This window comes from Lysinibacillus sp. NPDC058147, assembly GCF_042884205.1.
Lineage (GTDB): Bacteria > Bacillota > Bacilli > Bacillales_A > Planococcaceae > Lysinibacillus.
Genome location: NZ_JBHVUJ010000001.1, coordinates 459196 through 485293, shown reverse-complemented (window position 1 = coordinate 485293; position 26098 = coordinate 459196). Strand labels below are relative to the sequence as shown.

Annotated in this window: 27 protein-coding genes; 4 read left to right on the top strand and 23 right to left on the bottom strand. The window is 37.6% G+C overall.

Going from position 1 to position 26098, the window contains the following annotated elements; all coding sequences use genetic code 11:
- Window positions 1-14 precede the first annotated feature (14 nt).
- The 4 genes from lepA to gpr all read right to left on the bottom strand — a co-directional run bounded on the left by lepA (window position 15) and on the right by gpr (window position 6561).
- Window positions 15-1841 carry a translation elongation factor 4 gene (lepA, locus tag ACFVT8_RS02340; protein WP_387082132.1) on the bottom strand — a complete coding sequence of 609 codons (1827 nt, stop codon included), beginning with the start codon at window positions 1839-1841 and terminating at the stop codon, window positions 15-17.
- Window positions 1842-2155: 314 nt separating this feature from the next.
- The gene (locus ACFVT8_RS02335; RefSeq protein ID WP_387082133.1) at window positions 2156-4057 is read right to left on the bottom strand and encodes an acyltransferase family protein; all 1902 of its coding nucleotides are present in this window, start codon (window positions 4055-4057) and stop codon (window positions 2156-2158) included.
- A gap of 562 nt (window positions 4058-4619) precedes the next feature.
- Window positions 4620-5492 (bottom strand): stage II sporulation protein P, encoded by an 873-nt coding sequence (gene spoIIP, locus ACFVT8_RS02330; RefSeq protein WP_387082134.1) that lies wholly within the window; start codon window positions 5490-5492, stop codon window positions 4620-4622.
- Window positions 5493-5544: 52 nt separating this feature from the next.
- Complete coding sequence (gene gpr / locus ACFVT8_RS02325) at window positions 5545-6561, bottom strand: GPR endopeptidase (RefSeq protein ID WP_387082135.1); 1017 nt, start codon at window positions 6559-6561, stop codon at window positions 5545-5547.
- Window positions 6562-6722: 161 nt separating this feature from the next.
- On the opposite strand from gpr, the gene rpsT reads away from it, so the two are divergent.
- Window positions 6723-6971, top strand: a complete 249-nt coding sequence (gene rpsT, locus ACFVT8_RS02320) for a 30S ribosomal protein S20 (protein WP_142508923.1) — start codon at window positions 6723-6725, stop codon at window positions 6969-6971.
- Between the two features lie 171 nt (window positions 6972-7142).
- Here the strand turns inward: rpsT and holA are convergent, their stop codons facing one another.
- Window positions 7143-8153 (bottom strand): DNA polymerase III subunit delta, encoded by a 1011-nt coding sequence (gene holA / locus ACFVT8_RS02315; protein WP_387082136.1) that lies wholly within the window; start codon window positions 8151-8153, stop codon window positions 7143-7145.
- A gap of 164 nt (window positions 8154-8317) precedes the next feature.
- Here holA and ACFVT8_RS02310 point away from each other — a divergent pair, with 164 nt between their 5' ends.
- The gene (locus tag ACFVT8_RS02310; protein WP_349660086.1) at window positions 8318-8455 is read left to right on the top strand and encodes a YqzM family protein; all 138 of its coding nucleotides are present in this window, start codon (window positions 8318-8320) and stop codon (window positions 8453-8455) included.
- A 30-nt stretch (window positions 8456-8485) separates the two neighbouring features.
- Here ACFVT8_RS02310 and ACFVT8_RS02305 read toward each other — a convergent pair whose 3' ends face one another.
- From ACFVT8_RS02305 to ACFVT8_RS02245, 13 genes are all read right to left on the bottom strand, one after another.
- On the bottom strand, window positions 8486-10666 hold the full coding sequence (locus ACFVT8_RS02305) for a DNA internalization-related competence protein ComEC/Rec2 (protein ID WP_387082137.1): 2181 nt from the start codon (window positions 10664-10666) through the stop codon (window positions 8486-8488).
- A gap of 107 nt (window positions 10667-10773) precedes the next feature.
- On the bottom strand, window positions 10774-11343 hold the full coding sequence (locus tag ACFVT8_RS02300) for a ComE operon protein 2 (protein WP_387082138.1): 570 nt from the start codon (window positions 11341-11343) through the stop codon (window positions 10774-10776).
- Window positions 11344-11450: 107 nt separating this feature from the next.
- On the bottom strand, window positions 11451-12098 hold the full coding sequence (locus ACFVT8_RS02295) for a helix-hairpin-helix domain-containing protein (protein ID WP_387082139.1): 648 nt from the start codon (window positions 12096-12098) through the stop codon (window positions 11451-11453).
- Window positions 12099-12614: 516 nt separating this feature from the next.
- Window positions 12615-13790, bottom strand: a complete 1176-nt coding sequence (locus tag ACFVT8_RS02290) for a DUF4085 family protein (protein ID WP_387082140.1) — start codon at window positions 13788-13790, stop codon at window positions 12615-12617.
- 116 nt (window positions 13791-13906) lie between these two features.
- Window positions 13907-14647, bottom strand: a complete 741-nt coding sequence (locus ACFVT8_RS02285; protein WP_387082141.1) for a class I SAM-dependent DNA methyltransferase — start codon at window positions 14645-14647, stop codon at window positions 13907-13909.
- A 2-nt stretch (window positions 14648-14649) separates the two neighbouring features.
- A complete protein-coding gene (gene rsfS, locus ACFVT8_RS02280) occupies window positions 14650-14994 on the bottom strand; it encodes a ribosome silencing factor (RefSeq protein WP_387082142.1) in 345 nt (114 codons plus the stop codon).
- On the bottom strand, window positions 14991-15563 hold the full coding sequence (gene yqeK, locus ACFVT8_RS02275; RefSeq protein WP_387082143.1) for a bis(5'-nucleosyl)-tetraphosphatase (symmetrical) YqeK: 573 nt from the start codon (window positions 15561-15563) through the stop codon (window positions 14991-14993). The genes rsfS and yqeK overlap by 4 nt, the downstream gene beginning before the upstream one ends.
- Window positions 15532-16122: a nicotinate-nucleotide adenylyltransferase gene (locus ACFVT8_RS02270; RefSeq protein ID WP_387082144.1), complete on the bottom strand. Its 591-nt coding sequence runs from the start codon at window positions 16120-16122 to the stop codon at window positions 15532-15534. Before ACFVT8_RS02270 ends, yqeK begins: the two co-directional genes overlap by 32 nt.
- Before the next feature lie 9 nt (window positions 16123-16131).
- Complete coding sequence (gene yhbY / locus ACFVT8_RS02265; RefSeq protein ID WP_283868833.1) at window positions 16132-16434, bottom strand: ribosome assembly RNA-binding protein YhbY; 303 nt, start codon at window positions 16432-16434, stop codon at window positions 16132-16134.
- Window positions 16435-16439: 5 nt separating this feature from the next.
- On the bottom strand, window positions 16440-17270 hold the full coding sequence (gene aroE / locus ACFVT8_RS02260) for a shikimate dehydrogenase (RefSeq protein WP_387082145.1): 831 nt from the start codon (window positions 17268-17270) through the stop codon (window positions 16440-16442).
- 30 nt (window positions 17271-17300) lie between these two features.
- Window positions 17301-18404, bottom strand: a complete 1104-nt coding sequence (gene yqeH / locus ACFVT8_RS02255; protein ID WP_387082146.1) for a ribosome biogenesis GTPase YqeH — start codon at window positions 18402-18404, stop codon at window positions 17301-17303.
- The gene (locus tag ACFVT8_RS02250; RefSeq protein WP_053484739.1) at window positions 18401-18922 is read right to left on the bottom strand and encodes a YqeG family HAD IIIA-type phosphatase; all 522 of its coding nucleotides are present in this window, start codon (window positions 18920-18922) and stop codon (window positions 18401-18403) included. Before ACFVT8_RS02250 ends, yqeH begins: the two co-directional genes overlap by 4 nt.
- A gap of 36 nt (window positions 18923-18958) precedes the next feature.
- A complete protein-coding gene (locus ACFVT8_RS02245; RefSeq protein WP_387082147.1) occupies window positions 18959-19741 on the bottom strand; it encodes a phosphatidylserine decarboxylase in 783 nt (260 codons plus the stop codon).
- Window positions 19742-19877: 136 nt separating this feature from the next.
- Between ACFVT8_RS02245 and pssA the strand changes: the two genes are divergently transcribed.
- Window positions 19878-20378: a CDP-diacylglycerol--serine O-phosphatidyltransferase gene (pssA, locus tag ACFVT8_RS02240; RefSeq protein WP_142509087.1), complete on the top strand. Its 501-nt coding sequence runs from the start codon at window positions 19878-19880 to the stop codon at window positions 20376-20378.
- Between the two features lie 87 nt (window positions 20379-20465).
- Entirely contained in the window at window positions 20466-21173 is a 708-nt protein-coding gene (sigK, locus tag ACFVT8_RS02235; RefSeq protein ID WP_053484741.1) for an RNA polymerase sporulation sigma factor SigK, read from the top strand.
- 477 nt (window positions 21174-21650) lie between these two features.
- Here sigK and mtnN read toward each other — a convergent pair whose 3' ends face one another.
- The 5 genes from mtnN to ACFVT8_RS02210 form a co-directional block, all read right to left on the bottom strand.
- Entirely contained in the window at window positions 21651-22343 is a 693-nt protein-coding gene (mtnN, locus tag ACFVT8_RS02230) for a 5'-methylthioadenosine/S-adenosylhomocysteine nucleosidase (RefSeq protein WP_387082148.1), read from the bottom strand.
- 62 nt (window positions 22344-22405) lie between these two features.
- Window positions 22406-23059, bottom strand: a complete 654-nt coding sequence (locus ACFVT8_RS02225; protein ID WP_387082149.1) for a YrrS family protein — start codon at window positions 23057-23059, stop codon at window positions 22406-22408.
- A gap of 444 nt (window positions 23060-23503) precedes the next feature.
- On the bottom strand, window positions 23504-23992 hold the full coding sequence (gene greA, locus ACFVT8_RS02220; RefSeq protein WP_049667741.1) for a transcription elongation factor GreA: 489 nt from the start codon (window positions 23990-23992) through the stop codon (window positions 23504-23506).
- A 187-nt stretch (window positions 23993-24179) separates the two neighbouring features.
- Window positions 24180-24818 (bottom strand): uridine kinase, encoded by a 639-nt coding sequence (gene udk, locus ACFVT8_RS02215; RefSeq protein ID WP_386827614.1) that lies wholly within the window; start codon window positions 24816-24818, stop codon window positions 24180-24182.
- Window positions 24818-26098 (bottom strand): peptidase U32 family protein, encoded by a 1281-nt coding sequence (locus ACFVT8_RS02210; protein ID WP_387082150.1) that lies wholly within the window; start codon window positions 26096-26098, stop codon window positions 24818-24820. Before ACFVT8_RS02210 ends, udk begins: the two co-directional genes overlap by 1 nt.

Sequence of the window (26098 nt, the reverse complement as noted above, 5' to 3'; positions counted from 1 at the left end):
TTATCATTACTGAGTTACTTCGAATCATCCATCTTCAGAACAGCCATGAATGCTTCTTGTGGTACTTCAACTGAGCCCACTTGTTTCATACGTTTTTTACCTTCTTTTTGTTTATCAAGAAGTTTTCGTTTACGAGAAATATCCCCACCGTAACATTTCGCTAATACGTTTTTACGCATGGCTTTAATTGTTGAGCGTGCCACAATTTTTTGACCAACTGCTGCTTGAATTGGCACTTCAAATTGTTGACGCGGGATTAATTCTTTCAATTTTTCAACGATGACTTTACCGCGCTCGTATGCAAAGTCACGGTGTACGATAAAGCTTAGTGCATCGACTTGCTCACCATTTAATAAGATATCCATCTTCACTAGTTTTGAAGTCTGATAACCAATGAGTTCATAGTCAAATGAAGCATAGCCCTTCGTATTTGATTTTAAATAATCAAAGAAATCATAAACGATTTCTGATAACGGCATTTCATAAACAATGCTGACACGTGTTGTATCAATATAATCCATTGTCATAAAATTACCGCGCTTTAATTGACAAAGCTCCATAACAGCCCCTACATAATCGTTTGGTACCATAATTGTAGCTTTTACATATGGTTCTTCCACATGATCAATTTTTTGAGGATCCGGCATAAATGAAGGGTTGTCAACTTTAACTGTAGATCCATCCGTCATTTGAACATTGTAAATTACAGAAGGTGCTGTTGTGATTAGATCAATGTTAAACTCACGCTCAATACGCTCTTGAATGATTTCCATGTGTAAAAGCCCTAAGAATCCACAGCGGAAACCAAATCCTAGTGCTTGTGATGTCTCTGGCTCATATTGAAGTGCAGAGTCATTAAGCTCTAACTTTTCTAACGCTTCACGTAAGTCATTATATTTCGCTGTATCGATTGGATATAATCCGCAGTATACCATTGGATTTAAACGACGATAACCTGCTAATGGCTCAGCTGCTGGGCGATTAGCAAATGTAACTGTATCCCCCACACGAGTATCACCTACATTTTTAATAGACGCTGTTAAATAACCTACGTCACCGACTGTTAATTCAGCTTGTGGTACAACTTTCGGTGTGTGTATACCAACTTCAATAACTTCAAATTCTGCTCCAGTAGCCATCATACGAATTTTATCGCCAGGTTTTACTGTACCATTCATGATTCGAATGGAAATAATAACACCTTTATAAGCATCATAAACAGAGTCAAAAATAAGTGCTTGTAACGGTGCATCTGGGTCACCAGTTGGTGCAGGTACCTTCTCTACAATTTGTTCTAAAATATCTTCAATCCCAATACCGGCTTTAGCAGAAGCTAAAACCGCTTCAGAAGCATCTAACCCGATTACGTCTTCAACTTCTTGACGTACACGTTCTGGATCTGCTGCTGGTAAATCAATTTTATTGATAACAGGTAAAATTTCTAGGTCGTTATCAAGCGCTAAGTATACATTTGCTAGTGTTTGTGCTTCAATACCTTGTGCTGCATCGACAACTAAAATTGCACCCTCACAAGCAGCTAAACTACGTGATACTTCATATGTGAAATCGACGTGTCCTGGTGTGTCGATTAAATGGAATATATACACTTCGCCATCTTTAGCTTCATACTTTAATTGGACTGCATTTAATTTAATCGTAATGCCTCGCTCACGCTCTAAATCCATTGAGTCGAGTAGCTGTGCTTTCATTTCACGAGATGTTAATGATTTCGTTTGCTCTAAAATACGGTCAGCAAGCGTTGATTTCCCGTGGTCAATATGTGCAATAATAGAGAAATTTCGTATATTCTCTTGTCTTTTTAAACGTGCTTCTCGGTTCATCTTTTCCACTCCTAATTAAACTATAATGAATTATACTATGAACCTTATACAAACCACAACAATAGAACGGCATAAATGCTGTTAAATCAATGGTTATTCTAAATAGTGTGCCATTTCCTCTGCAAAACAATGCAAAAACGATAATGAGTTGCTAAGAGATATTTCCTATATCCTTCATAAAAAATAGCCAGCTACACCTAGAAATGGTGCACGCTGGCTATTTTATTACTAAAATCACTTATGCCTCAGCATAATTGCCGCTGACGCTTCGCTTTCGCGCAGAAAACAATACGTTCGGAATCAGCTGAGAGAAGTTAAATATTTATTGATTGTTGAATAAGGTTTGTTAACGTATTAACACCTTTTTGTTCTAAATGTACGCCGTCTGGAGCAAAAAATTCTGGATGATTGATAGCAGCCGAGTGCCAATCAATCAATGTAATATTATCATGTTCTTGAGCTTTTTGTTGTAATGAATAATTTACTTTACTTTCCCATGAACGTGGTACTCGAGTATTCACCAAATAAATATCGGCATTGGAGAAAGCTTCAAGTAGTTTATCGATTTGATCACTCGTAAAGAAACCATTTGTGCCAAGTTGAATAATAACTGCTTTATTTGGCTGATTAAAACTAGCATAATTTGGTGCCAGTTCGACAGCCTGTGAAACTTGGCGACCAATTTTTGCATCAATTGTAATATTAGGATAGATATTATGTAAGCTTGTAGCAATATCTATCATTAAAGAATCTCCAATAGCTAATATACCATTATAGGATTCATTAGGGTTAGCAGTTGTATCATTTTCTCCTTGCTTTGGTTCTTCTTTGTCCGATGGAAGGTTAGGTTCAGTTTTTTCATTCCCAACATTTGAAGAATCGCTTTCTGTAGTTTCTTTTTCCGCTACAGAATCATTATGCTTCGGAAGTTGTTCTCCACCATTTCCATTTATTTTAATTTCTGTTGGCTTAGATTCTTTAGATTCGGTTTGTTCTTCTCCTACAACGCCTGTCATTCCAGTAAAAAATACTAGAAGGAATAGTGGAACAAGCACAGTAGAAATTTTTCTATTAAATGAAAAGCTACCCCATTTATCTTTATTAAATACAAGATACTGTCGATAATAGGCTCGGAATCCTTCCTTCCGTATTGGCATTTCGATAAAACGATACGATAATTCAGCAATAATCAAAATAAGACCTAGCTGTAAAGCAACTCGCCAGTATGCAGGATTACCTATCTCGGTTACAGGAGTTCCCAACACCATGATTGGGTAATGCCATAAATATATTCCATATGATCTTGAACCAATCCAACGTAGAGGCTTTAAAGAAAGTATTTTTCCTAAAATGCTAATTGGATGACAAACACACGCTATTAATATAGCTGCATTCAAACAAAATAGGAACATGCCACCTCTATATAAGAAAGTTTGATATTCATCTACAAAAATAATACTTACAATAAAAATACTAAAAGCAACCAAACTTATAGCGTTTAGTTTATTGACATGGTCAGTAGATAGTTTTTGTGAAGATAGTCTTTTCATTGGCCAAACGAGAGCTAGCCAGCAGCCTATAAGTAATTCAAAGGAACGTGTATCTGTCCCGTAATATATACGACTAGGATCAGACCCTGGTTCATACAGAATGCCCATTAACACAGCTGAACATAATGCACCGATAAAGATGAAAATGGCTAGTTTACTCTGCTCTTTTACAAGATAAAGCCCTAGCATTAACAGAATTGGCCAAATAAGATAAAATTGTTCCTCAATCGCTAAAGACCATAAATTTTTTAAAGGTGATGGGGATCCAAAACTATCAAAATAAGAGAGTTTATGAAAAATGAACCACCAATTACTTGAATAAAAAATAGAAAATATTGTATCTCCGCGCAATGTATGAAGAAGTTCCTTATGAAATAAGGTAGCCCAAGCGAATGAAGTAATAATCATAACGTACGCAGCAGGTAGTAGGCGTCGAAATCGCCCAATCCAAAATTGTCCTAGTCCTACTGTTAACTTATTTCCTTTTAAAGGTAAAATAGTAGAGGTTATTAAGTAACCTGATAAAACAAAAAAGATATCAACTCCGAGGAACCCACCACTGGCCCATCTGAAGTTAAAATGATAAGCTATCACAGCTAGTACTGCTAAAGCTCGAATCCCATCTAACCCAGGGATATAACGATGATTGACTGCCTTGCCTGACATAACATTACTTCCTTTTCTTCCGATAATCTACAAAACTTTGTGTAAACTTTAGTATAAAACCAATTATCGTCCCCTTTTAACTAATGATTCGGTGCATTCACTTATATAAATGACGGATGAGTATTTATAAAAGTTTAAATAAAATGATATCTTTAAATATTTTATTGATCATATAAACAACACGAAATTAACTTCTCATATGTATATTTTCCTTCAATAAAGGTTGATCTTTCATATTTTATCCATCAAAAAAGCATCTCCGAAATATGGTAGATGCTTTAAAAGCGTATTTCGCCTATATGCCGCTACAAAACTTTTTACAACTCATAGTCAAATCTTTATGTGTTGACTCAAAAAATTATAAGACATGACTTGAATAATTAAAAGGTTTTATAACTATTTTCCCTAAAAAAATTCCTGGTAATTTTGCTAACAATCATTCAATTTTCATACTTTGTCCAAAAATATTAAGTGCAAAGCCCTTTACAAAAAAAATTGGCAAAAAGAAGGCTGTATAAAAGGTCCATCTTTTCGCCAATTCCAATATTAAATATGACGCATATTAATCTTGTTTTTCTGTAATGAAGGATTTTGCTATTGCTTTTCCTATTACAGCAATTGAACGATTCAATTCTTCTTCTGTATTGTCTATTCCACCTAGTTCGATTAAGATCATTTCTTTAGTTAAATCTTGATTATAACGTCCATCTACATTGTCACCACTTTTAGATATAACACCTCTAGAAATCTTTGGCACAATTTCATTCATAGCAGCAGATAGGCTTTCTGCATAAGCAGTATTCCATCTATAATTTTTATGCTCTGCACCAATAACAATTGCAATTCGTGCATATGACTCGTTGTTATGTGTTAACGTTGTCGTATCTTTCTTGGAAGAATCTCGATGAAAATCAATAACTAAATCATAGGATTGCTCTTGTAAACGTTTTGCTAAATAAGGACGTACAACGTTATAAGAATCCGGAAAACTTTTTCCCTTAAGTTTTAGTTCTTTCATAACATCAACATTTAAAGTATCCGTTTGTATACCATTCATGCTAAAATGCTTAGAAATAGTATCTTTTAAATTATAAATATTTGTTTTTTCATCATAATAGGCCGCTTTCCCGCTAACAGCTTTCACTATTGGTTGATATGATTCCTGTGAATGAGTAAATAATAACAAGACTTTAAATGGATCTTTTGTTTGAACCTTCGTTTGTTCCTGTGTTTCCTCTTGCGTTTGTTCTTTTGTCTGCTCCAGTGCACTTTGTTCAGGTAAATTAGTAGCGGCAAACACGACTTGTTTATCCTCTGGTTCTTTAATCGGAGTCGATGCTTGCTTGTTGAACGGAAGTTGCCCAGCAATGACAGGTAATACGAAAAAGAACAACAATAAACCAAATGACCACTGTAGTTTTTTTAGCAAAGTCACACCCTCCTCCCCTTATCGTATGGAGGGGGTATGCCTTTTAGAACGAAAAAAATTATAGATTATTTGCCCATTTCATAAGCATAGATGACACGAGTTTTGCATACTTATCTACCCAATAATCTGCTTCTTTTGGCGTGACCATCAGCTGTGTATGCGAGCCTGCGAAAGTCTCTGCAAATAATTGCTGACGCTCTTCTTTAGTCCATGTAGCCCATTCACCAAAAATCGGCTGTACTAAAGACATATCTAGTTCTTTATTTATATCTGGTTGCCAAGACGATAATGACAATTTTGATGATGGCTTACTTCGCTCTGACACTCGTGCAGCTATAGAACGTAGCATCACCTCTACAGCATCCGCAATTAATACAGGTGCATCAACTACTGTTGGGACACCAATTGCTGTAACAGGAATGCCAAGCATCTCATATGAAATTTCCTTACGTTGATTTCCAACACCTGAACCAGGGTGTATCCCTGTATCTGTTAATTGAATTGTTTTACATAAGCGATCACTAGCTCTCGTTGCAAGTGCGTCTACAACAATAATTAATTTAGGTTTAAGGCGCTCTGCTAAAGCCGCTACAAATTCACCAGTCTCGTATCCTGTTTGCCCCGTTACACCAGGCGCATACATGACGAATTTTTCATCTATTACATCTAAACTATGCAAATGATCAATAAGATACGGTCCTATAGCATCTGGTGTAATTGTCCTATTCCCTAAACCAATAATTAAAATTTTGTCATCTTCTTTCCATGACATGGATTTATGCATTTTTTTGAAATTCGCAAGCAATTCTTTCTCAAGCTGCTCAAATCCGTCCTGATCTTCTAACGTCAAAGTAGGCACAGAAAGAGTAATATACTTCCCTTTCCTCTTTCCGATTTGCTTCTCACCTTCTGCATCAACGAGCACATCAGTGATTTTTACCCGACCAGCATTGAGATCTTCAATTTGAATACCACTCGACTCTTTAAGTGTATCTTTTTGCTCTTTCGTTTGATGTAAAACAACCTCTTCAGACTCATCAATCAAATCCGTACGTTGCCAATTAAAATTTTGCATACAGTTCACCTCAACTGTAGTTTGTTCAAACTGTCAAGTAAATATTCTTTGCATTTATCTATTGCATTTTGTCCAAGCGTTTGTTAAAATGATTTTTGTTGTATTGACACAAGAATCAATGAGAAGATATCATCTCGTACCTATTTTAGGAGGTGAAACATATGCCAAACATTAAATCTGCGATTAAACGCGTAAAAGTTAACGAAAAAGCTAACGCTGCTAACACTCAAGCTAAATCTGCAATGCGTACTACAGTGAAAAAAGCTGAAAACGCTGTTGCTGCTAAAGCTGAAAACGCACAAGAACTTTTACAAGCAGCTTACAAATCTTTAGATAAAGCAGCTTCAAAAGGACTTATCCACAAAAACGCGGCGGCTCGTAAAAAGTCTCGCCTTGCTAAAAAAGCGTAATTGTTATAAAAGATCAGTTTACTCTATTAAGAGTAGCTGATCTTTTTAATTTACAAGAAAATTATTAACCCCTTGTCGTAACTTCATTTTCCCACTATTGTACTTACTATAAAGAGCTGCCCCTATTGTCCTGGACAGCTCATCAATAGATGTTTTCTTATCGCTATACTCTTAAAGCTGACGCAGTAAAAAGAGTTCTAAATAACGTTCACGATTGCCTCCTGTTGATTTCAGTTGTAAATCGACCTCTGCTAACTGATATAACGCCTTCAATAAGCTTTCCTCTGATGGACGATTACGCTGCTCAACCATCAACTTGACACGATAAGGATGTATTTTTAAATTTTTTGCGATTTGCTGTGGATGATAGCCCTTTTTTAATAAATAAAACACATTAGACATCGTACGTACATTTGATGCAAGCAAACCAACAAGCATGATCGGCTCTTGCTTTTGACGTAGTAAATCGTGATAAATAGACAGTGCCCCTACAGAATCGTTCGCAAAGTAAGCATTTAACATTTTAAAGGCATCCTGCTCTAACGTTTTTGCCACTAAATCCTCGACTAGCGTAGCAGTTATTTCACCACCATCTCCAACATAAAGAGTTAGCTTCTCAACTTCCATTTGCAACTGTAGCATATTCGGTCCCACCATTGCGACAAGCTGCTCAATCGCATTTTGTGTTATGCTGTTGCCCTCTGCTTTGACTATACTTTGAATCCACACAGCTAAGTCCTGCTCCTTCGGTGTTTCCGCTTGAACTAATAACGCATGCTCCTTCATCATCTTTGTCACTTTTTTACGTTCATCCAATTTTTCATAAGGTGCGATAAAAACTGTTACTGAAAAATCAGAAGGGTTAGCAAGCCATGCTTCTAAGCGTTTTATATCATGGTCAATTTTTTCTTTGCCTTTTTCAGTTGCCTTTAAAAAGGATGCATTTTTAGCAATGATAAGCTTTCGCTCAGAGAAAAAAGGAATTGTATCTGCTTCATCCATCACGACATCCACTGGCATTTCTTCCAAATCAAATGTTGACATTTCTATCTCTTCTTCGTGCCCTATCGCTTCTTTTAATCGTTTAACTGTTTCATCTATAAAATAGCTTTCCTCACCAACGAGTAAATAAACTGGTGAGAGCTCTCCTTTTTTAATAGTATTCCAAACCGTTGAAATCATAATTTTCCCTCCATCTAGCAATACTACTAGTATACATGATTTATATTCCTTTGTGACTTTGACCGAATTGTGTCGATTCCTTGCCACTTGGCAAATTCTCCGTTTCGATATAGCTTTTATGAATTTGATGTCTTATAATAAATAACAGAATTGGAGGGATAACAATGAATCCATTTGAAGGAAAAAACATACAATGTCGCCGTAACGATGCAATCGATTCTGGAGTTGGCTTCGGTGTATCATTTGGAATGTTTACGCTTATGTTTCTTATCGCAATTATAGTAGAAGTAGCATCTAGATAATTTATTTTATGTCTAGGAAAAAGACCTTGCTCATTGGACAAGGTCTTTTTCCCATTGCACAGACCAACTATTTTTACGAATTCTTATTTCAATCGTCCCATCTATCCCAGTTGTTAATGTAGATAAATGTCGACTTGTAAAACGCTCCACAACCTCTTTATGTGGATGACGGTAGCGATTATTGAGCCCAGCGCTGAAAATGGTTAGTTCAGGCCGTAACAGCTCTACAAACGGCTCTATACTTGATGTTTTACTACCATGGTGTCCAGCCTTCAACAATGTCATATCCGCTAACTGCTTGTTGTAAAGTTTGATAAGCTCCTGTTCGCCACGCTCCTCTAAGTCACCCGTTAACAATGCTCGAAATGAGCCCTGTTGCATATATAAAACGATTGAATCATCATTGCCCTCATAAAGAGTATCATGAGGCCATAAATAACTAAAACTAGTGTTTCCTATGCGCCACGCTGTTCCCTGCATTTTTTCTTTTACAGGAACTTTTTTCTTTTTGGCTTCCGTCAGTAAATCCCGCAAGACAGGCTTATCAATTGAACCAGGAGTGAGATGAATTTCATGCATGTTAATCTCTTGCAAAATCTCTTCAGCACCCTCTACGTGATCAGCATCCGCATGAGTGGCGATAAAAATATCAATGTTTCGTATTCCTTTTCCTTTTAAAAACGGTACAACAACTTGTCTTCCAACCTCATATGGGCTATCTGATGCCTTCCAAGTTTCCTTCTCAAAGCGTAGTAAGCCCCCTGAATCAATAACATAGACAGCCCTTCTAAACGGTAATTCAATAACCGTACAATCACCCTGACCAACGTTTAAAAACGTCAGCTTAGTTTCGTTAAACAGTTTCGGTGATAAATGAATACACAATGCAGGAATAAACATGACAACTGCAAATTTACCATAATGTTTTATCTCAAGAAAATAGAAGCCCGCTAATACGCTTATCAACGCCACGCAAATAAGCCATATTGCAGGCTTCCCTGGCGACCACAGCTGAAACGGCAATTCCTGAAGATATAAAATAAACTTTGTAAGCCAAGCACGGAGAGGCTCGTACACAACAAACAAAGCTTTTGCTAATGGCATCGATATAATCGTTATTATAAACATGGCAATATTTAAAGGCAAAATAACTAAAGAAAACAATGGTACGAAAATAATATTCGCTAAAAATGAAGAAATAGAAATTTCATAAAAATGATGGAGTAATAATGGATAAACAAGTAGCTGGCACACGAATGTAATAAAAAATGAACGAATCAACCAGTTCGTGGATAGTTTTAAAATGACACCTGAATAGACGAGACTAACCGTTGCTAAATATGACAATTGAAAGCCAATCTGATAAATGACACCTGGTTCAAGTAGGACAAAGCAAATAAAGCTAATTGCTAGAGCATCATCAATAGATATGCGCCACCTAGCGTAACGCATCAACATAATTATTTCTACGACAGATACAGCGCGCCATACAGAAGGAGCACCGCCAGCTATCACCCCGTAGATAGGTAAGATGATGAGTAAAACTATGGTCGCCATTTCCTTCCGTACACCTATACGTAGGAGGCCTTCAAAAAACAACCATGAGATAAGTGCCACATGCAACCCAGAGATAGCAAATATATGAGTAATGCCAAGCTTTTGATAGGCTCTTTGAAGCTCATAATCGACTTGATCTTGTAATCCTATTAGAAGTGCTTGTGCCTCCGCAACTAGTGACTCTGGGAATGTTGTTTCAATATGTTTTTTCATAGAGTGTCTCTGTTTAGCGAGAAACGAACGAATGGACTTTTTCTCTTCTATAAAGGTCCAGCTTGAAACTTCAAATATTCCACTAGCACCTTTACTGATCAAATATTTTTCCATAGAAAACGCATATGCATGTGCAGGTGGAAGCGGTGCTACAAGTTTTCCTTGGACTAGATAAGTCCTACCTGTCAATGATGTAGTTTCATAAAAAATTTTCTCTTCTTCTGATGAAAATGTATAAACAACATACAGCTTCTCACCTGATTCAGTTTTTACAAAACCTCTAAGCTTTTGACCATTTATTTTAAATTCACTCGACCAAGTTATTTGGAATGTTGACGGTAGAGGGGAAGATTCCGTCAGTTGAAATGTAACGATGAAGAAATAAGAAAGAAATCCAATGGCAATAACAAATGCTGAAATTAAACTCTTTTCACCTTTCAATTTAAGCCATAACGCGAATAGCAGAAGAATAGCGAGTAGCCAAGCTGACTTGTGTGCCGCTATTGAAGCAACAAGTACAGCTAGTGCTACGTAAATCCATTTATGCTTTAAAGCCTTTTGCCAAATAATGCACTCACCTTCTGTTCATATGGGAGCAATTTTTCTGCAGGCATGCCACTCTCACGAAGCTCGTTTAACATGTCTATGTACAAGGCAAATTTTTCATCGCTTAAAAAGTCAATTTTACGTTCATCAAATGGAACGTGTACAACCTCTACACCTGCTTTTTCAAATAATTCTTGTGCATAAGGGTTATTTTTATAATCGGTAGCGTAATATACTCGTTTAATACCTGCTTGAATAATAGATTTCGTACATGGTAAACACGGGAAATGTGTAACATATAAATCTGCACCTTTTGTTGGCGTACCATATTTAGCACATTGTAGCAGTGCATTCATCTCAGCATGCACTGTACGCACACAATGGTTATCAACAATATAGCAGCCTTTTTCGATACAGTGTTCATCACCTGTAATTGAACCGTTATAGCCACCTGCTATAATTCGCTTATCTCTAACAACAGTAGCTCCTACTGCAAGCCTTGTACATGTACTACGTAATGCGAGTAAATGGCTTTGCGCCATGAAAAATTGATCCCAAGTAATTCGCTCCATATGACTACCTCCATAATTAATTAGCTGTCCGTTTATTGCAACAGTCATTTATACTATAGTGTAGCCCTTTTTGAAAAGAATCGTCAATATCTCAAAACTTACTGCTATTATTTAACTGTGATGAAATCCTTCAGTTTCTCAAATGTTTTTTCGCCAATACCACTCACTTTTTTTAAGTCCTCAATTGTTTTAAAGCCACCATTCTCTTCACGATATGAAATAATGCTTTGAGCCTTTGAGGGACCAATACCTGATAATGTCGTTAGTGCTGCTTCATCTGCTTTATTTAAATTGACCTTTTGATCTTTCATTCCATTGTTACTTTGTGATGTTCCGCTAGTAGGCATCGTCAAGATATTAGTGGTAATTTCCTCAGGCTTTTCACCCTTTATAGGAATGTAAATAACCATTTCATCCTCGACTTTTTGCGCATGATTAATGAGTTGCGTATTAGCATCCTGCGTATAGCCACCTGCTAGCTTTACCGCATCTATAATTCGCTGGTCAGTCTGTAGTTCATAGACACCTGGATACATAACAGCACCCTTTATATCAACAAATACCTGCTGTATGACCGCTTCATCAACAGATTCTTTCATTTCATGTTGTTCAATAGGTTGGATTGTTTCGATGAGCTCTTCTTGGGGAGGTGAAGAGTCAGAACTCGAAAAAAAGAAGTAACTAAGTCCACTGATTGCAAGTATGCCGGGGATCAACATACTTTTTTTGTACTTTTGCCAAAAAGATTGGATCATCTATAACATCCTTTCCTTTGCAAAAGGTAATCATATGGAGTCTATTTCATCTTACAATATCCTTCAGGTGTTGAAAAGATAAATTGTTTATTTAAAGTGCTAAGTCTAATAATGAAAACCCATTGCCATAACGTGGATTGATTTCCGTTCCGACTGGGCGCTTTGTTGCTGACGCTTCGCTGTCGCACAGAGTAAAGCTTCCTGGGGGCGTCCGATGAGCCGCTTCGCTTCGCTGCAGGGTCTCGGGCCAACAGATGTTTTTTGCGCGAAAGCGTAGTGCTAACGTAGCGTCAGCAGCACCGATGTTGGTCACGAAGGCGTTATCACAGGACGTGATGGTTTTAGCCTTCGTTCCTCTATCGCTGATCCCCAAGGAGTCACCCAGTCTCCACTCCAATCAACTAAATCACTTCGATGATTTAATCCGTCACTTTTATTCCTACCAATCAATGTAAAAAGAACCACGATGCATATTGGCGCAACGTGGCTTTCTTTTAACAATACTTTTTAAAAGCTTTAGTTTTCTAATATGTCTTTAAATCTCACTTGAAGCTCAGTCGTTAAAATTCCTTCTTTGTTAAAATGGCGGATGAACACACGTTGCATCATATCATCCTCTTGAGATGGACTCATCTGCATTAATATATGATTAATCTCCTTAGCGAGCTGTATTGGATTGGCGTACATCGTATTCCAAGCGCGAACCTTTAACTCTAAATCTGTACCGAGAGCCGCCTCTGCCAAGTCCTGTATTGGTATTGGCTCACTAAAGTGTGCATACGGATCTTCATATGTATCTGTATGTAAAAAATGAATACAATCCTCTAACTTATCTGCCACACGTATTGAATCTACATAAACCCCATGTTCATTTTCATTTATATGACTATTTTCAAAAATTAAAAACGGTGCATGTTGCTGAAGCCCAACCACTTGCTTTTTCAATTGCGGCGTAATAAAGATTAAGCCATTCTCTAGCTGTAATGTTTGAACATATGCAGCAAAACTACCACTTTCAGCAAAGTCACTATATGTTTTTGGACGATAATAAAATTCAACTTCTAACTCCTCTGCTTCAATCGTCCACTCCACCTCTGGGCAATCAAAAATAACACGAAGTGCAAAACCATTAGCTGTTTTTCTGAGCTCATCGTAAATATAAAACTGCTCTGGAACTACTTGACCTAACTCACTTTTAATATTGTTAAACGTTAAATAAATGATTGATTTTGCAGTAAAGCCTCCTGCCATATCAAGTGTTAATACAACTTGAGTAGCAGTACGGTGAATACTAACTACTTTTGCATCATGAAGGCTTTGCTCAAAGACCTCTCTTTCCTTTGGTTTCATATAAGCTAACGTTTTCTGCTTTTCCTCATATGCCGCATCGAGAATATTTTCAAATAGTTGCTCCTGTTCATCTCTCCATCGTAAAAATTCTTTCCGTACATGTTTAGGAACTTTTAGTGTATTCAACGTACTATCTAAAATATATGGTTGAAACCTCAGTGGTACATAGTTCATTAAACTATTACGTAATACATCTAACTCCTGCTTTTTTTCCTTATATAAATCAATATCATTTTCCTTTGCATAAGCAAGGCTTTGTATCCACTCTTCATCAGATTCGTGAATCAATAGTTTCATCGCATTTTCATACGCTTTTTTCTCTTGTAATGTTAAATGCCACATAATTCCAGCTCCTTTTAATTGGGTTGTAGATAACAGAAATATTATTTCGGAGGAAAAAATATAAACAATGAAAAGTAAAAACAGCTCGATGGTAAGTTTACCAGCGAGCTGTTTTACTATTTTACCGCACGGATAAAAATGCGTTCACTTTCATATTCAGGGCCTTCATCAGTAAAATCTGCTGTTACTTCTACATGATTAAAGCCAATTTCCTGAAGCCATGCCATATATTGCTCAATTGAGAATGTACGTTGGTTATGCTCTTCGTCGAAACGTTCATACAGATCACTCTCAGCATCACGTACATAAAACGTCATTTGGTGGACAACAGAATGTTCAAAATCGCCAGGCTCCGTGTGCCATACATAGCTAATATCACCATCGTCATACGTAAATGGTCCATCTAAAAATATATCATTCATTTTAAATAACGAATGCACGTCAAAAAACAGTTGGCCTCCATCTCGTAAAGCACCATAAATACGTTCTAATGTTGAATATACTGCTTTTTCCTCTACTACATAATTCAGCGAATCAATAGCAATTGTTGCAACGTCAAGCGCCTCAAAGCCCTCTAATTCATCCATCGACATACAATAGAGAGGAACATGTAATCCTGCATCAGCAAAGCGCTCTGCGGCAATTGAGAGCATATTTTCAGATAAATCGATTCCACTCACCTTGTAACCTGCCTGCGCAAACAACAGCCCAAGTACACCTGTACCACAGCCGATATCTAAGAGATTTGGAAATTGACTGCTCGGTGCATGCTTCAAAACCCATTCCACATAAAGATTATAAGGGATATCGGTTTGCAGCTCATCATACACGTGCGCAAATCGTTCGTAACTACTCACACTTAAGCCTCTGGCATGTCTAGTTGAGGTGCATCGCCCCATAGACGCTCTAAGTTATAATAAGCGCGTTCATCTTTATGGAATACATGCGCTACAACATCCCCAAGGTCTACAAGAACCCAGCGTGCTGCATCGAAGCCTTCTACGCGGCGAATTTCATAGCCCTCTTTTACTGCTACCTCTTGTAATTCACGTGCGATTGCTTGCACTTGGCGGTCAGAATTACCATGAGAAATAATAAAGTAATCCGCTAAAAGTGAAATGCCTTGCATATTTAAAACGACAATATCCTCACCATGTTTGTCGTCAATTGCTTTGTAAGCTGATTGTAATAAAGTTGAAGTCATCCTTCACTGTCCTCTCTTTTCATCATATCGTTGTAGCATTCTATTGATAATGGATAAATTGGTTGTTTTGTGTCAATTAAAAATGCCAATGTATGGCGCACACAAGCACTCATCGCTTTATCCAAATTTTTCTTTGCTTTTTTTCGCAGACGATCAACATCATCAAATTTACGATTGGGTTCAATCATATCCGCAACAAAAATAATTTTTTCTAAACGGCTCATGCCAACGCGTCCTGTTGTATGAAAACGAATAGCATTTAACATATCCTCATCCGTAATGGCAAATTCGCTTTCTGCAATATATGCACCTACTGGACCATGCAGTAATTCACTACCCCAGCCAATAAGACGAGCATCTAATTTTTCATCACGGACGATTTGCTCCATCCATTCGATATCAGCATATTTCGCAATATCGTGAAGGATGGCTGCTGTCTCAGCTTTTTTTTCATCTTCACCATATAATTTCGCTAGCTCAATGGCTGTTTCCATTACACCAATAGTATGAATATAGCGCTTCTCAGGCATACGTGGCTTAATCGCCGCTAAATACTGTTCGCGTTCCATAAAGACCTTCCTCTCGTATGAACGTCTCTACCGCTTCAGGCAGTAAAAAAGTAACCGTTCCTCCAGTGGCTAGGCGTTCACGAATCAGTGTGGACGATAAATCGATTTGGGGAGCTTCCACCATTATTATAGGATACTCTGTTGTGGCCTCAGTTCCTGGACGCTTTACTCCTACAAATTGCACAAGCTTCACTAATTCATCAATACAGTACCATGTATGAAGCGAATCAATCATGTCGCCACCAATGATGAAGTAAAACTTCACATTAGGCTCTCTCTTACACATCGCAGAAAGTGTCTTATATGAATAGGATACGCCACCCTTATCCACCTCATACGACTCCACAGAAAAATACGGATATGGACTTATTGCACGCCTTACCATTTCAAGGCGCTCCACATCGCTAGTATCATGACGTGCGAACTTATGTGGTGGTAACGCATTTGGCATAAAGCGAACTTCATCTAGATCTAATGCGTGAAGAACTTCATTAGCCATCATTAAATGTCCATTATGTGGTGGATTAAATGTACCTCCCAGTAAACCGATCTTTTTCATCGTCTCACCTTATTTCGTTGCTTTTGGTAACACAATCTTTTTTTGATTGCGTGATTCTTTATATAAAACAACTGTCAGTCCAATTAATTGCACAAGCTCTGCATGAGCACCTTTAGCAAGTGCTTCTGCAACTTCATGCTTGTCCTCCTCACAGTTATCTAAAATACGTACCTTAATCAACTCACGTACTTCTAATGCTTCACGAATTTGCTTTGTCATTTCGTCATTAACGCCGCCTTTTCCTACTTGGAAAATAGGTGTTAAATGATGTGCTTCTGCACGTAAAAAACGTTTTTGTTTACCTGTTAACATAAAAATTAATATCCTCCTAATTGCGCCTTTAATTGCGCAATCATTGAATTTGTATTTGGGTATTCACCAAGCCAATGCTCAAAAGCAATAGCCCCTTGGTGAACGAACATTCCAAGACCCGTAACGACGGTTGCTCCTTTTTCTTCAGCCGCTTTTAAAAAAGGCGTCATTAATGGATTATACACAATATCAGCCACAATTGCGCCTTTTGCAAGTCGTTCTAATGAAAATGGCATTAAAAAATTGCCCGTAGCAAGTCCAGCCGATGTCATTTGCACTAAAATGCCGAAATCAGCTAATGATTCCTCAGCCTCTGTTAAAGAAATTGCATTACCTATACCCATTTCATCGACAATTGCTTGTGCATTTGCCACTGTGCGGTTGGCAATGGTTAAATTCGTATAACCTTGCTGCTGCATAGCAAAAGCAATACCACGAGCAGCACCGCCCGCACCAATAAGAAGAACTGGCTTGTCTTTATGTGACTTACCAACCGCTTCTTCTAACGAGCGCACAAAACCAACACCGTCTGTATTGTATCCCTTTAATCTTCCTTCATTTGTTCGGACAACCGTATTAACAGCTCCCATTTTTTGGGCCAACTCATCTAGCTCATCTAAATAAGGAATGATCGCTGTTTTATGTGGGATTGTAATATTCCAACCACTAGCACCTAATGTTTTCAGGCCAGCAACTGCTGACTCCAAATTTTCAGAAGATACATGCACTGGAATATACGTCGCATCTATCGACATTTCCTCGAACCATGCATTATGCATCGCTGGGGATTTTGAATGCTCAATCGGATCACCAATAACCGCAAACCATTTCTTCATTTCCTAGTCCCTCTTCTCTACTTGTACATCCTAAATTAGTGATGGGCGAATTGAAACTTGTACACCCTTTGGTGCATAAGCTGCTACAACAACATTGGCATGTTGCACTGTAATCCATCCAAGACCAGAAAATACAACGTCTGTTTTTGCTTCTTTGATAGAAAACTCATGACGCACTAATGGCGGTAGCTGTTCGATAAATTCGGCAGTTGGAGGTGCCAGCAATTCACCCTTATGCTCTGCATACAATGTATCTGCCTTTTCAAGCTTTGTACGGTGTATTGGTAAGTCATTTGCCACATGTACCGTAAATGCCGAACGTTCTCCTTGAATAAAGTCAAAACGAGCAAGAGCACCGATAAATAATGTTTGTCCTGCATTTTGTTGATATACTTTTGGCTTTATTTCTTTTTTAGGCATAATATATTTTAATTCGCTAGAGTCAATATGATGTGCCATCTGATGGTGATTAATAATTCCTGGTGTATCATATAATGCACTACCATCATCTAATGGAATTTCAATCATATCTAAAGTAGTACCTGGGAAATGAGAAGTTGTAATAATCTCACCTTCACCAGTAGCCTGCTTGATAATGCGATTAATGAACGTGGATTTCCCAACATTTGTACAACCTACAACGTACACATTTTGTCCATTACGGTACTCATCAATGGCTTCCATTGCTTCGGCCATCCCTTTACCTTTATGGGCACTCACTAAAAGTACATCGACAGGTTGTAGACCAAGAGCCTTTGCTTCACGTTTTAGCCAATTAATCACTTTTTTCGGTTTCACAGATTTCGGTAATAGATCGGCTTTATTCGCGATTAATAAGACAGGATTGTTACCAACGAAACGGTGAAGTCCTGGTAACCAACTCCCATTGAAGTCAAATATGTCAACAATTTTTACGATTAAGCCTTGCTGTGTTCCAAGACCGTTTAATATGCGTAAAAAGTCGTCATCTGTTAATGAAACTGGTTGAATTTCATTATAATTTTTCAAACGGAAGCAACGTTGGCAAATGACCACGTCTTTTTCTAATGATGATGGGGGTGCATACCCAACTGCTGTTTTATCTTCTGTTTGAATTGTTGTACCACAGCCAATACAATTTGGCATTTCGTTCATTCTTTTTCCTCCCAAGTAGTGATTCCTTTTCGTTTCAAATTATTGAACACACGACGTTCAATAAATCGATTGAATTTTGTTACGAGCCCATCTGATTGTGCAACTGGTTTTACTAGTACCGTATGCAGGCCTAAGCGATTTGCGCCCATTACATCTGTTAATAGTTGGTCTCCTACCATTACTACTTCCTGTGGTCGTAGCCCTAATTGAATAATCGCACTATAAAAGGCATTACGAAGTGGCTTTCTCGCCTTATGAATATAAGGAATACCTAATGGCTCAGCAAATTGCTTTACACGCGCTTCTTTGTTATTCGACGCAATAATAACACGAATGCCTGATTCTTTCATAATGCGCAGCCAAATAATAAGCTCTTCCGTTGCATCAGCACGATCCCATTCCACAAGCGTATTATCTAAATCGGTAATAATACCTTTAATGCCTAAGTCTTGAAGCTTTTCCGGTGTAATTTCATAAATACTCGTGACAAATTCATCTGGTAATAAAAAATTATACAAAATAGCGACCCCTAATCTAAATGTATTATTCGAACATTATAGCATATTTGCGAAGGCTTCACCCATTCGAATTGGGCTTCCTTGCACAACATTTTCCGTAAATTCTATTGCACCCTTTTCAAACAGCATAACTACTGTTGAGCCGAATGAAAAATATCCGACTTCTTCACCTTTACGCCACTGTGTTGTTGTATTAGTGAGCATGATTGAGTTTACAAAGGTAGCGCCTACTTTAATAAACGCTATCTGCTGATTATTCGCCACTTTTAGCTCCGTTACTGAACGATAATTGTGTGAAATAGGTTTTTTACCGTATGTAAGACCGAGCTGGTTAACAGGATAAGATTTTTGACCAAGTGTATATTGTCTTAGCACTTCCCCATCAATCGGGCTATGAATACGGTGATAATCTGCGGGACTCAAGTAAAACACGATAAAATGTCCATCTGTATATTGTGAAGCACGTTCTGCATTGCCAAGTAAATCATGTAAAGCATAAGGCTTACCCTTTACATGAAATGTCATATCCCATTCGATACGTCCAAATGATTCCACTTTGGCATCTACTGGACTTACATAGGTAGTGGGATTTTGTTCAATTGGGCGTGCATGTTCTAAAAGCTCTCTTGTAAAAAAATCATGTAAACTTGAAAATTGTTGTTGTTTTTTTGAAACCTCTTCAAGTTTAATATCGTAAACTTTCATGTAACTAGGAATAATGCGTTTACTCCACTTTGCTTTTGCAATAGATTGCAAAAGATGGGAGGATTGCTTTCCATTTGTTAATTCAATCAAGCGTTGATATAGTTTTTCTTTCATAAAACAAAACCCCTATCGATTAATTTAGACTGTCAATTTTTTCGCATTCGAAGTATAATGGTACAATATCTTAAGTGCAAAGGAGTGATCCCCCTTGTTTTTTTATCACAAGTTGGTGGATACCACGGTTAAGAAAATGAAATCGCAAGCAGCAAACTTTATCACAATCAGTAATATGTCCTTCGGCGGAGCGGCCATAATGGCTACACTACACGAATACTATAGCTATAGTGTCTTGTTTATCTTTATTGCAGCCCTTCTTGATCGTTATGATGGAAAGGTAGCTAGAGCACTCGGACAAGTGTCTGATCTAGGTAAACAATTAGATTCTATGAGTGATATTATATCATTTGGTGTGGCACCTGCATTATTAATGTATAAAGTTGTCTTAGTCGACTTTGGTTTCGTCGGCATGACGATGACAGTATTGTATATCATCTGCGGTGCGATGAGATTAGCTCGTTTCAATATTACTGAAGCAAACGGCTATTTTACAGGGTTACCAATTACAGCGGCAGGTACAATCTTAACTTTAACGTATTTTGCATCTAATACGTTCCACCCGGCATTTTATCTTTTCCTATTCCCAATACTAGCATTACTAATGATTAGTACAATCTCGTTAAAAAAAGTGTAACAGCGCATTTGCTGTTGCACTTTTTTTCATTTAACACAGTTTCATAACATATACTGTCGAAAAATGGGGAAAGGATGAAATCATTCAATGAGCGGAATTTTTACATCTATGTTGCAGTTATGGCTTGAGATCCCAGCGTTACTTGGCTATCTAAAGGGGCAAACATTCCATAAACCCTTTTCAAAAGAAGAGGAAGCTGCTTGTATTGAACGATTTTTAGGCGGTGATGAGCAAGCGCGTCTTGACCTAATTGAACGCAATATGAGACTTGTCGCACACGTTGTGAAGAAATTCCACCCAAAGCATGAACAGCTTGATGATTATATTTCCATCGGTACTATTGGGCTTATGAAAGCTGTAGAAAGTTATACTCCCGACAAAAAAACCCGTCTTGCCACTTACGCCGCCCGTTGTATCGAAAATGAAATTTTAATGCATTTGCGTACACAGAAAAAAGTGCAAAAAGATGTTAGCTTATTTGAGCCAATCGGTACAGATAAAGATGGTAATGCACTACAAATTCGAGATCTTTTACAATGCGACGAAGAAAGTGCAACAGAAAAACTTGAACATAAAGAGCATGTTGCACAACTATATCATTATTTGCATATGCTTGACGAACGTGAACTCGAAATCGTTACACTTCGCTATGGTCTAAACCAGCAAGATGCACTCACACAAAAGGAAATCGCTGCACGTTTAAATATTTCTCGTAGTTATGTATCTCGCATTGAAAAGCGAGCACTTATTAAACTCTATCAATTATATAAACGAGATCAAAAGATTATTGAGTAATATATTGTAAATTGATACTTATAAAATTTCAACAATCCCATTACATTATTCTGCAGTTAATCTTGTATTTTTTGTTACAAAAGTACCCCTTATGTTTATCACCATAACGTAAAGTTGATTTCCGTTCCGACTGAGCGCTTTTCTAGGGCGTCTGATGAGTCACTTGGGTCAACAAACTTTTCAGTAATTTGCCCAAAAAAAAGCTCTCTTGCGTCATAAAATGTCGCGAGAGAGCTTTCTCTTAATGAAATTCTGCTGCTTCTGAAAGTTCTACTGAAATAAGTGTACCTAGTAACATCGTTATAATGACTACACCTGCTGTTAAAAATAGCATTATGAATGCCTCCCATCTAAATATGAAGAGATTTATTTAACAACAGTTTAGCATTAGCGAGACCTATAAACTGTGATTTTTCTCACACTAATAGCTACTCATTTTGACCATTTTGTGTAGTTTATTTTACAAATTATTAGACTTTATAACGATTCGATAGCTTTTAGTACGATTTGTGTTGAATGCTTTGCAGCTACTGGTAAAAACTCATCGAAGCTAATATTCGATTCTTTTCCAGCAATATCAGATAAAGCACGAATAACAACAAACGGAGTACCAAATTGATAGCATACTTGTGCAACAGCTGCTGCTTCCATCTCCACAGCCTTCATTTGTGGGAAATGACGACGGACAGCTTCTACACGAACAGGATCATTCATAAATGCATCCCCCGAACAAATTAAACCAATACCATATTGGTGCTCTCCAACAGCCTCTACTGCCTCTTCAGCCACTTTCATAAGTTTTTCATCTGATTTATAAGCTGCTGGCATACCAGCCATCTGACCCATTTCATAACCGAAAATCGTTACATCAACATCATGGTGACGGACCTCATCTGAAATAACGACTGCTCCTACTTCAAGAGTTTCATCATAGCCACCGGCAGAGCCCGTATTGATGACTACATCAGGCTTGAATTCATGTAATAGAATAGTAGTTGACATTGCAGCATTCACTTTACCAATACCACTTTTTAATAAAACTACCTCTTTCCCTTTATAAGTTCCTGTTGTATATTCACTGCCTGCAATTGTTGTGCTATTTGCCTGATCTAATGAAGCTCGTAAAAGCTCTACTTCCTCTTCCATTGCGCCGATTACTGCAATTTTCATGTCTATGTTACTTCCCTTCTTTATTCAACTCTATTAAAAAATAAACAAACGAGTTATTTTCGTCAATAGGCGCCGTTTAATGTATTTAGTTGCTCAAGTTTTACTGGTGTCCAGCCTTCGTTGTCGACCCATTCCATACTAACACGATACATTTTTGTCTTATCCTTCGTTGAAACTGTTGCAATAGCCGAATTAGCACTACCGTTATTTCCCATACGCCAGATAATCAAATTGTCCTTTTCGATGCCTGTAACAACCTCAACTGTTGCTACCTTTTCAGCCCAGTCTACTGATTTACCATCGTAAGAAGACACATGCTGACCTGTTTGAGTTGTAGGTGTAGGTTCCCAATTTTTATTTGTTATGACCTTGTCAACAATTGGGTTGTCTGAAGTAGTTTCAGTAGTAGTGTCCTGTTCAGATGTTTGAGATTCTTCTGTAGGCTCGTCCTTTGCTGGTTTTTCCTCCTGAGCGGATTCATCCTTATTTTGATCTTTAGAAGGCTCTTCCTTCACATCTTTTTTATCGTTCTTCTGCTCCTGTATTGGCTCGTCTTTCTCAGCTTTTCCTGCATCGTCCTGCCATTTAAACACAAATGTTGCTGTTATAATAATTAATATCACGACAATACCAATTAAAACATTCAATAGTTTATCTAGCTTTTTATTACGAGATGGCTGTAAATGACGACTGCTTCGAGTTTTTCTTTCACTCATGAAGTCTCCCCCTCTCTAGCCAATATTCTATCAAGTTCAACAGTACTTGCAAAATAATTGTGCTCATAATTTTTTCATAGAGAAAAATATAGACATCTCGACTTATTTTCCAAAGATTTTTGGATCATCACCAAAACGTGTGGTTGATTTTCTCATCTGTGATGTTAATCCCAGCCTCTACTCCAATCAACCTATTTACATAGTATACGTTTTAGCAAATGTCATCCACAACTTTCGATGACGAACCACACTTTCACCATTTATGCAAAAATTTACATATAATATAAATTCAAGAATCTTTTCTCCTTGGCGTACTTGCTGTTGTCGCTTCGCTTCCGCACAGATAAACCCTTTTGTTGCGGTCACTACAAAAAAACATTTGCGGATGAAGAAAAAGCAGCTAGCTCTCCTTTCAAAAGATAAGCTAACTGCTTGTACAAAAAATTATTTTATTGAAATAATTTTAACTTTCATTTCACCACCAGGTGTTTGTACGACAACCTCTTCGCCTTCAGCACGACCTAGCAAGCCTTTAGCAATTGGTGATTCATTTGAAATACGGAACTCCATTGGATCTGCCTCAGCCGAACCAACAATTGTATACGATTCCTCATCTGTTGATGGTTTTCCATTAATTACTTCTACAAATGTAACCGTTTTCCCTAGTGATACTACGCTGTTGTCTGTTTCATCCTCAGAAATAATAACTGCGTTACGAATCATTGATTTTAATGTAGAAATTCGACCTTCTAAAAAGGCTTGTTCTTCTTTTGCAGAGTCATACTCAGCGTTTTCAGAAAGATCCCCGAAATCACGAGCGATTTTAATACGTTCTACGATTTCCTTACGTGTTTCCGTTTCTAATTTCACTAATTCTTCTTCTAATTTTCTTTTACCTTCAGCTGTCATTGGGTACTGTTTTTCGTTTGCCAAAGTTCTTCACTCCTTGTTTTCGTCAATATAAAAACATAAAACTCGATTAAGTGCCTAGTAGGATTCACTTAATCGAATTTTATTATTTTTAAACGGTTTCAAATTACTCTTTGACCTAATAGTATGCATGCCTTTCTGAAATATGTACAGATATGCATGTAAATATTGTCAATACCACTCTATCTTATTACAATACGTTGTCGGTTTCAAGGATAGTTTTAATCTTAGTTACCATTAAATCAATTGCAACCTCATTGTCCCCGCCTTCAGGAATAATAATATCAGCATAACGTTTCGTCGGTTCAATAAATAAATTATGCATTGGACGCACTGCCGATAAATATTGGTCGATTACAGAATCTGTTGTACGTCCACGCTCTTTTATATCACGCATTATACGACGAATAATACGTAAATCTGAGTCCGTATCTACAAATAATTTAATATCCATTAAATCACGTAAATCTGCATCTTCTAACACCAAAATACCTTCAAGTATAATAACATCTACAGGCTCTACATGAATAACTTCTTGAGCTCTTGTATGCTGCACATAATCATATACTGGCTTTTCGATTGGTTGACGGACCAATAATTTTTTTATGTGTTCAATTAACAAATCATTATCAAACGCTAACGGATGGTCATAGTTTGTACCTAAACGCTCCTCAAACGTTAAATGACTTTGATCTTTATAATAAAAATCTTGTTCAATAACAACTACTGAATGATCGCGAAAAACATCATAAATAGCACGGGTCACACTCGTCTTTCCCGAGCACGAGCCACCAGCGATTCCGATGACGACTGGACGCTTTGCTGCCATTAATTATTCCCCTTTCGCATCATGTTATGTGGTTTTAATGGTGTATCGCATTTAAATTTAACAATTTGTAGTGGGTGACGTGCAGCATCTAAGCTATTGCCATCCTCATCCCAAATTTCACCCATTGTAAGACGGAAATTTTCGATTTCTGGTCCAAAGAACTCTACCTCATCACCAGGTTTAAAATAGTTGCGTTGTTGCATTGTAACTACTTTCGTTTCTGGGTTATGCTCTAAAATTAAACCAGCAAACTCATAAGTCGTTTTACGGCCATGTACGCCAAACATTTGCTCCTCGTGGCCAGGAGCATCATGGAAGAATGCTTCAGCTGTATCACGGTTAGCACATTTGTCTAGTTCCTCAAGCCATTCACGTTTAATTTTGAAATTTTCAGGGTCAGCACAATAAGCGTCAATCACTTTGCGGTACACCGAAACAACTGTAGCAACATAGTGAATTGATTTCATACGACCTTCTACTTTTAATGAATCAATACCAAGCTCAATCATGTGTGGAATTGCTTCAATCAGCTTTAAGTCTTTCGGACTCATCGCAAAAGGTGCGTGGTTATCATCGAAAAGTGCCTTTTCTTCGCCATCTTCTAGCTCATATAAATCATAGTCCCAACGACAAGATTGACAGCAACCACCACGGTTAGAGTCACGAGCAGTCATATGATTTGAAAGTACACAGCGACCAGAATAAGCGATACACATTGCTCCATGAACGAAAGCCTCAATTTCAATATCGACTTTTTCTTTCATCAGCTTCATTTCTTCGCCGCCAACTTCACGTGCTAATACTACACGATGTAAACCTTCTTCTTTCCAATACTGTACTGCCTTCCAGTTTGATAAAGATTGCTGTGTCGAAAGGTGAATTTCAAGCTTTGGTGCAGCTGTACGGCATGTTTCAATAATTAATGGATCCGCTACAATAATGCCTGTAACACCTGCAGATTCAATATCTTGTAAATATTGTTCTAAGCCGTCCATATTTTCATTGTGGGCGAAAATATTAGTCGTCACATATATTTTTGCTCCATATTTATTGGCGAATTCAACACCTTCGCGCATTTCTTCAATCGAGAAGTTATCTGCATTTGAACGTAGACCGAACTCTCGTCCACCGATAAATACAGCATCTGCTCCATAATGTACTGCTACTTTTAATTTTTCTAAACTACCTGCAGGGGCAAGTAGCTCTGGTTTTTTTGTAATGACACGTTTACCGTTAACAATCTCACGGATCTTGTCATTTTGCTCTAATGCTAATGCCAT

Bases quoted from the DNA above. Each gene is read 5' to 3' on its own strand.
- lepA (WP_387082132.1), bottom strand. From the start codon at position 1,841: ATGAACCGAGAAGCACGTTTAAAAAGACAAGAGAATATACGAAATTTC.
- ACFVT8_RS02335 (WP_387082133.1), bottom strand. From the start codon at position 4,057: ATGTCAGGCAAGGCAGTCAATCATCGTTATATCCCTGGGTTAGATGGG.
- gpr (WP_387082135.1), bottom strand. From the start codon at position 6,561: ATGCAAAATTTTAATTGGCAACGTACGGATTTGATTGATGAGTCTGAA.
- rpsT (WP_142508923.1), top strand. From the start codon at position 6,723: ATGCCAAACATTAAATCTGCGATTAAACGCGTAAAAGTTAACGAAAAA.
- holA (WP_387082136.1), bottom strand. From the start codon at position 8,153: ATGATTTCAACGGTTTGGAATACTATTAAAAAAGGAGAGCTCTCACCA.
- ACFVT8_RS02310 (WP_349660086.1), top strand. From the start codon at position 8,318: ATGAATCCATTTGAAGGAAAAAACATACAATGTCGCCGTAACGATGCA.
- ACFVT8_RS02300 (WP_387082138.1), bottom strand. From the start codon at position 11,343: ATGGAGCGAATTACTTGGGATCAATTTTTCATGGCGCAAAGCCATTTA.
- ACFVT8_RS02295 (WP_387082139.1), bottom strand. From the start codon at position 12,098: ATGATCCAATCTTTTTGGCAAAAGTACAAAAAAAGTATGTTGATCCCC.
- ACFVT8_RS02290 (WP_387082140.1), bottom strand. From the start codon at position 13,790: ATGTGGCATTTAACATTACAAGAGAAAAAAGCGTATGAAAATGCGATG.
- rsfS (WP_387082142.1), bottom strand. From the start codon at position 14,994: ATGACTTCAACTTTATTACAATCAGCTTACAAAGCAATTGACGACAAA.
- yqeK (WP_387082143.1), bottom strand. From the start codon at position 15,563: ATGGAACGCGAACAGTATTTAGCGGCGATTAAGCCACGTATGCCTGAG.
- ACFVT8_RS02270 (WP_387082144.1), bottom strand. From the start codon at position 16,122: ATGAAAAAGATCGGTTTACTGGGAGGTACATTTAATCCACCACATAAT.
- yhbY (WP_283868833.1), bottom strand. From the start codon at position 16,434: ATGTTAACAGGTAAACAAAAACGTTTTTTACGTGCAGAAGCACATCAT.
- aroE (WP_387082145.1), bottom strand. From the start codon at position 17,270: ATGAAGAAATGGTTTGCGGTTATTGGTGATCCGATTGAGCATTCAAAA.
- yqeH (WP_387082146.1), bottom strand. From the start codon at position 18,404: ATGAACGAAATGCCAAATTGTATTGGCTGTGGTACAACAATTCAAACA.
- ACFVT8_RS02245 (WP_387082147.1), bottom strand. From the start codon at position 19,741: ATGAAAGAAAAACTATATCAACGCTTGATTGAATTAACAAATGGAAAG.
- pssA (WP_142509087.1), top strand. From the start codon at position 19,878: ATGAAATCGCAAGCAGCAAACTTTATCACAATCAGTAATATGTCCTTC.
- sigK (WP_053484741.1), top strand. From the start codon at position 20,466: ATGAGCGGAATTTTTACATCTATGTTGCAGTTATGGCTTGAGATCCCA.
- mtnN (WP_387082148.1), bottom strand. From the start codon at position 22,343: ATGAAAATTGCAGTAATCGGCGCAATGGAAGAGGAAGTAGAGCTTTTA.
- ACFVT8_RS02225 (WP_387082149.1), bottom strand. From the start codon at position 23,059: ATGAGTGAAAGAAAAACTCGAAGCAGTCGTCATTTACAGCCATCTCGT.
- udk (WP_386827614.1), bottom strand. From the start codon at position 24,818: ATGGCAGCAAAGCGTCCAGTCGTCATCGGAATCGCTGGTGGCTCGTGC.
- ACFVT8_RS02210 (WP_387082150.1), bottom strand. From the start codon at position 26,098: ATGGCATTAGCATTAGAGCAAAATGACAAGATCCGTGAGATTGTTAAC.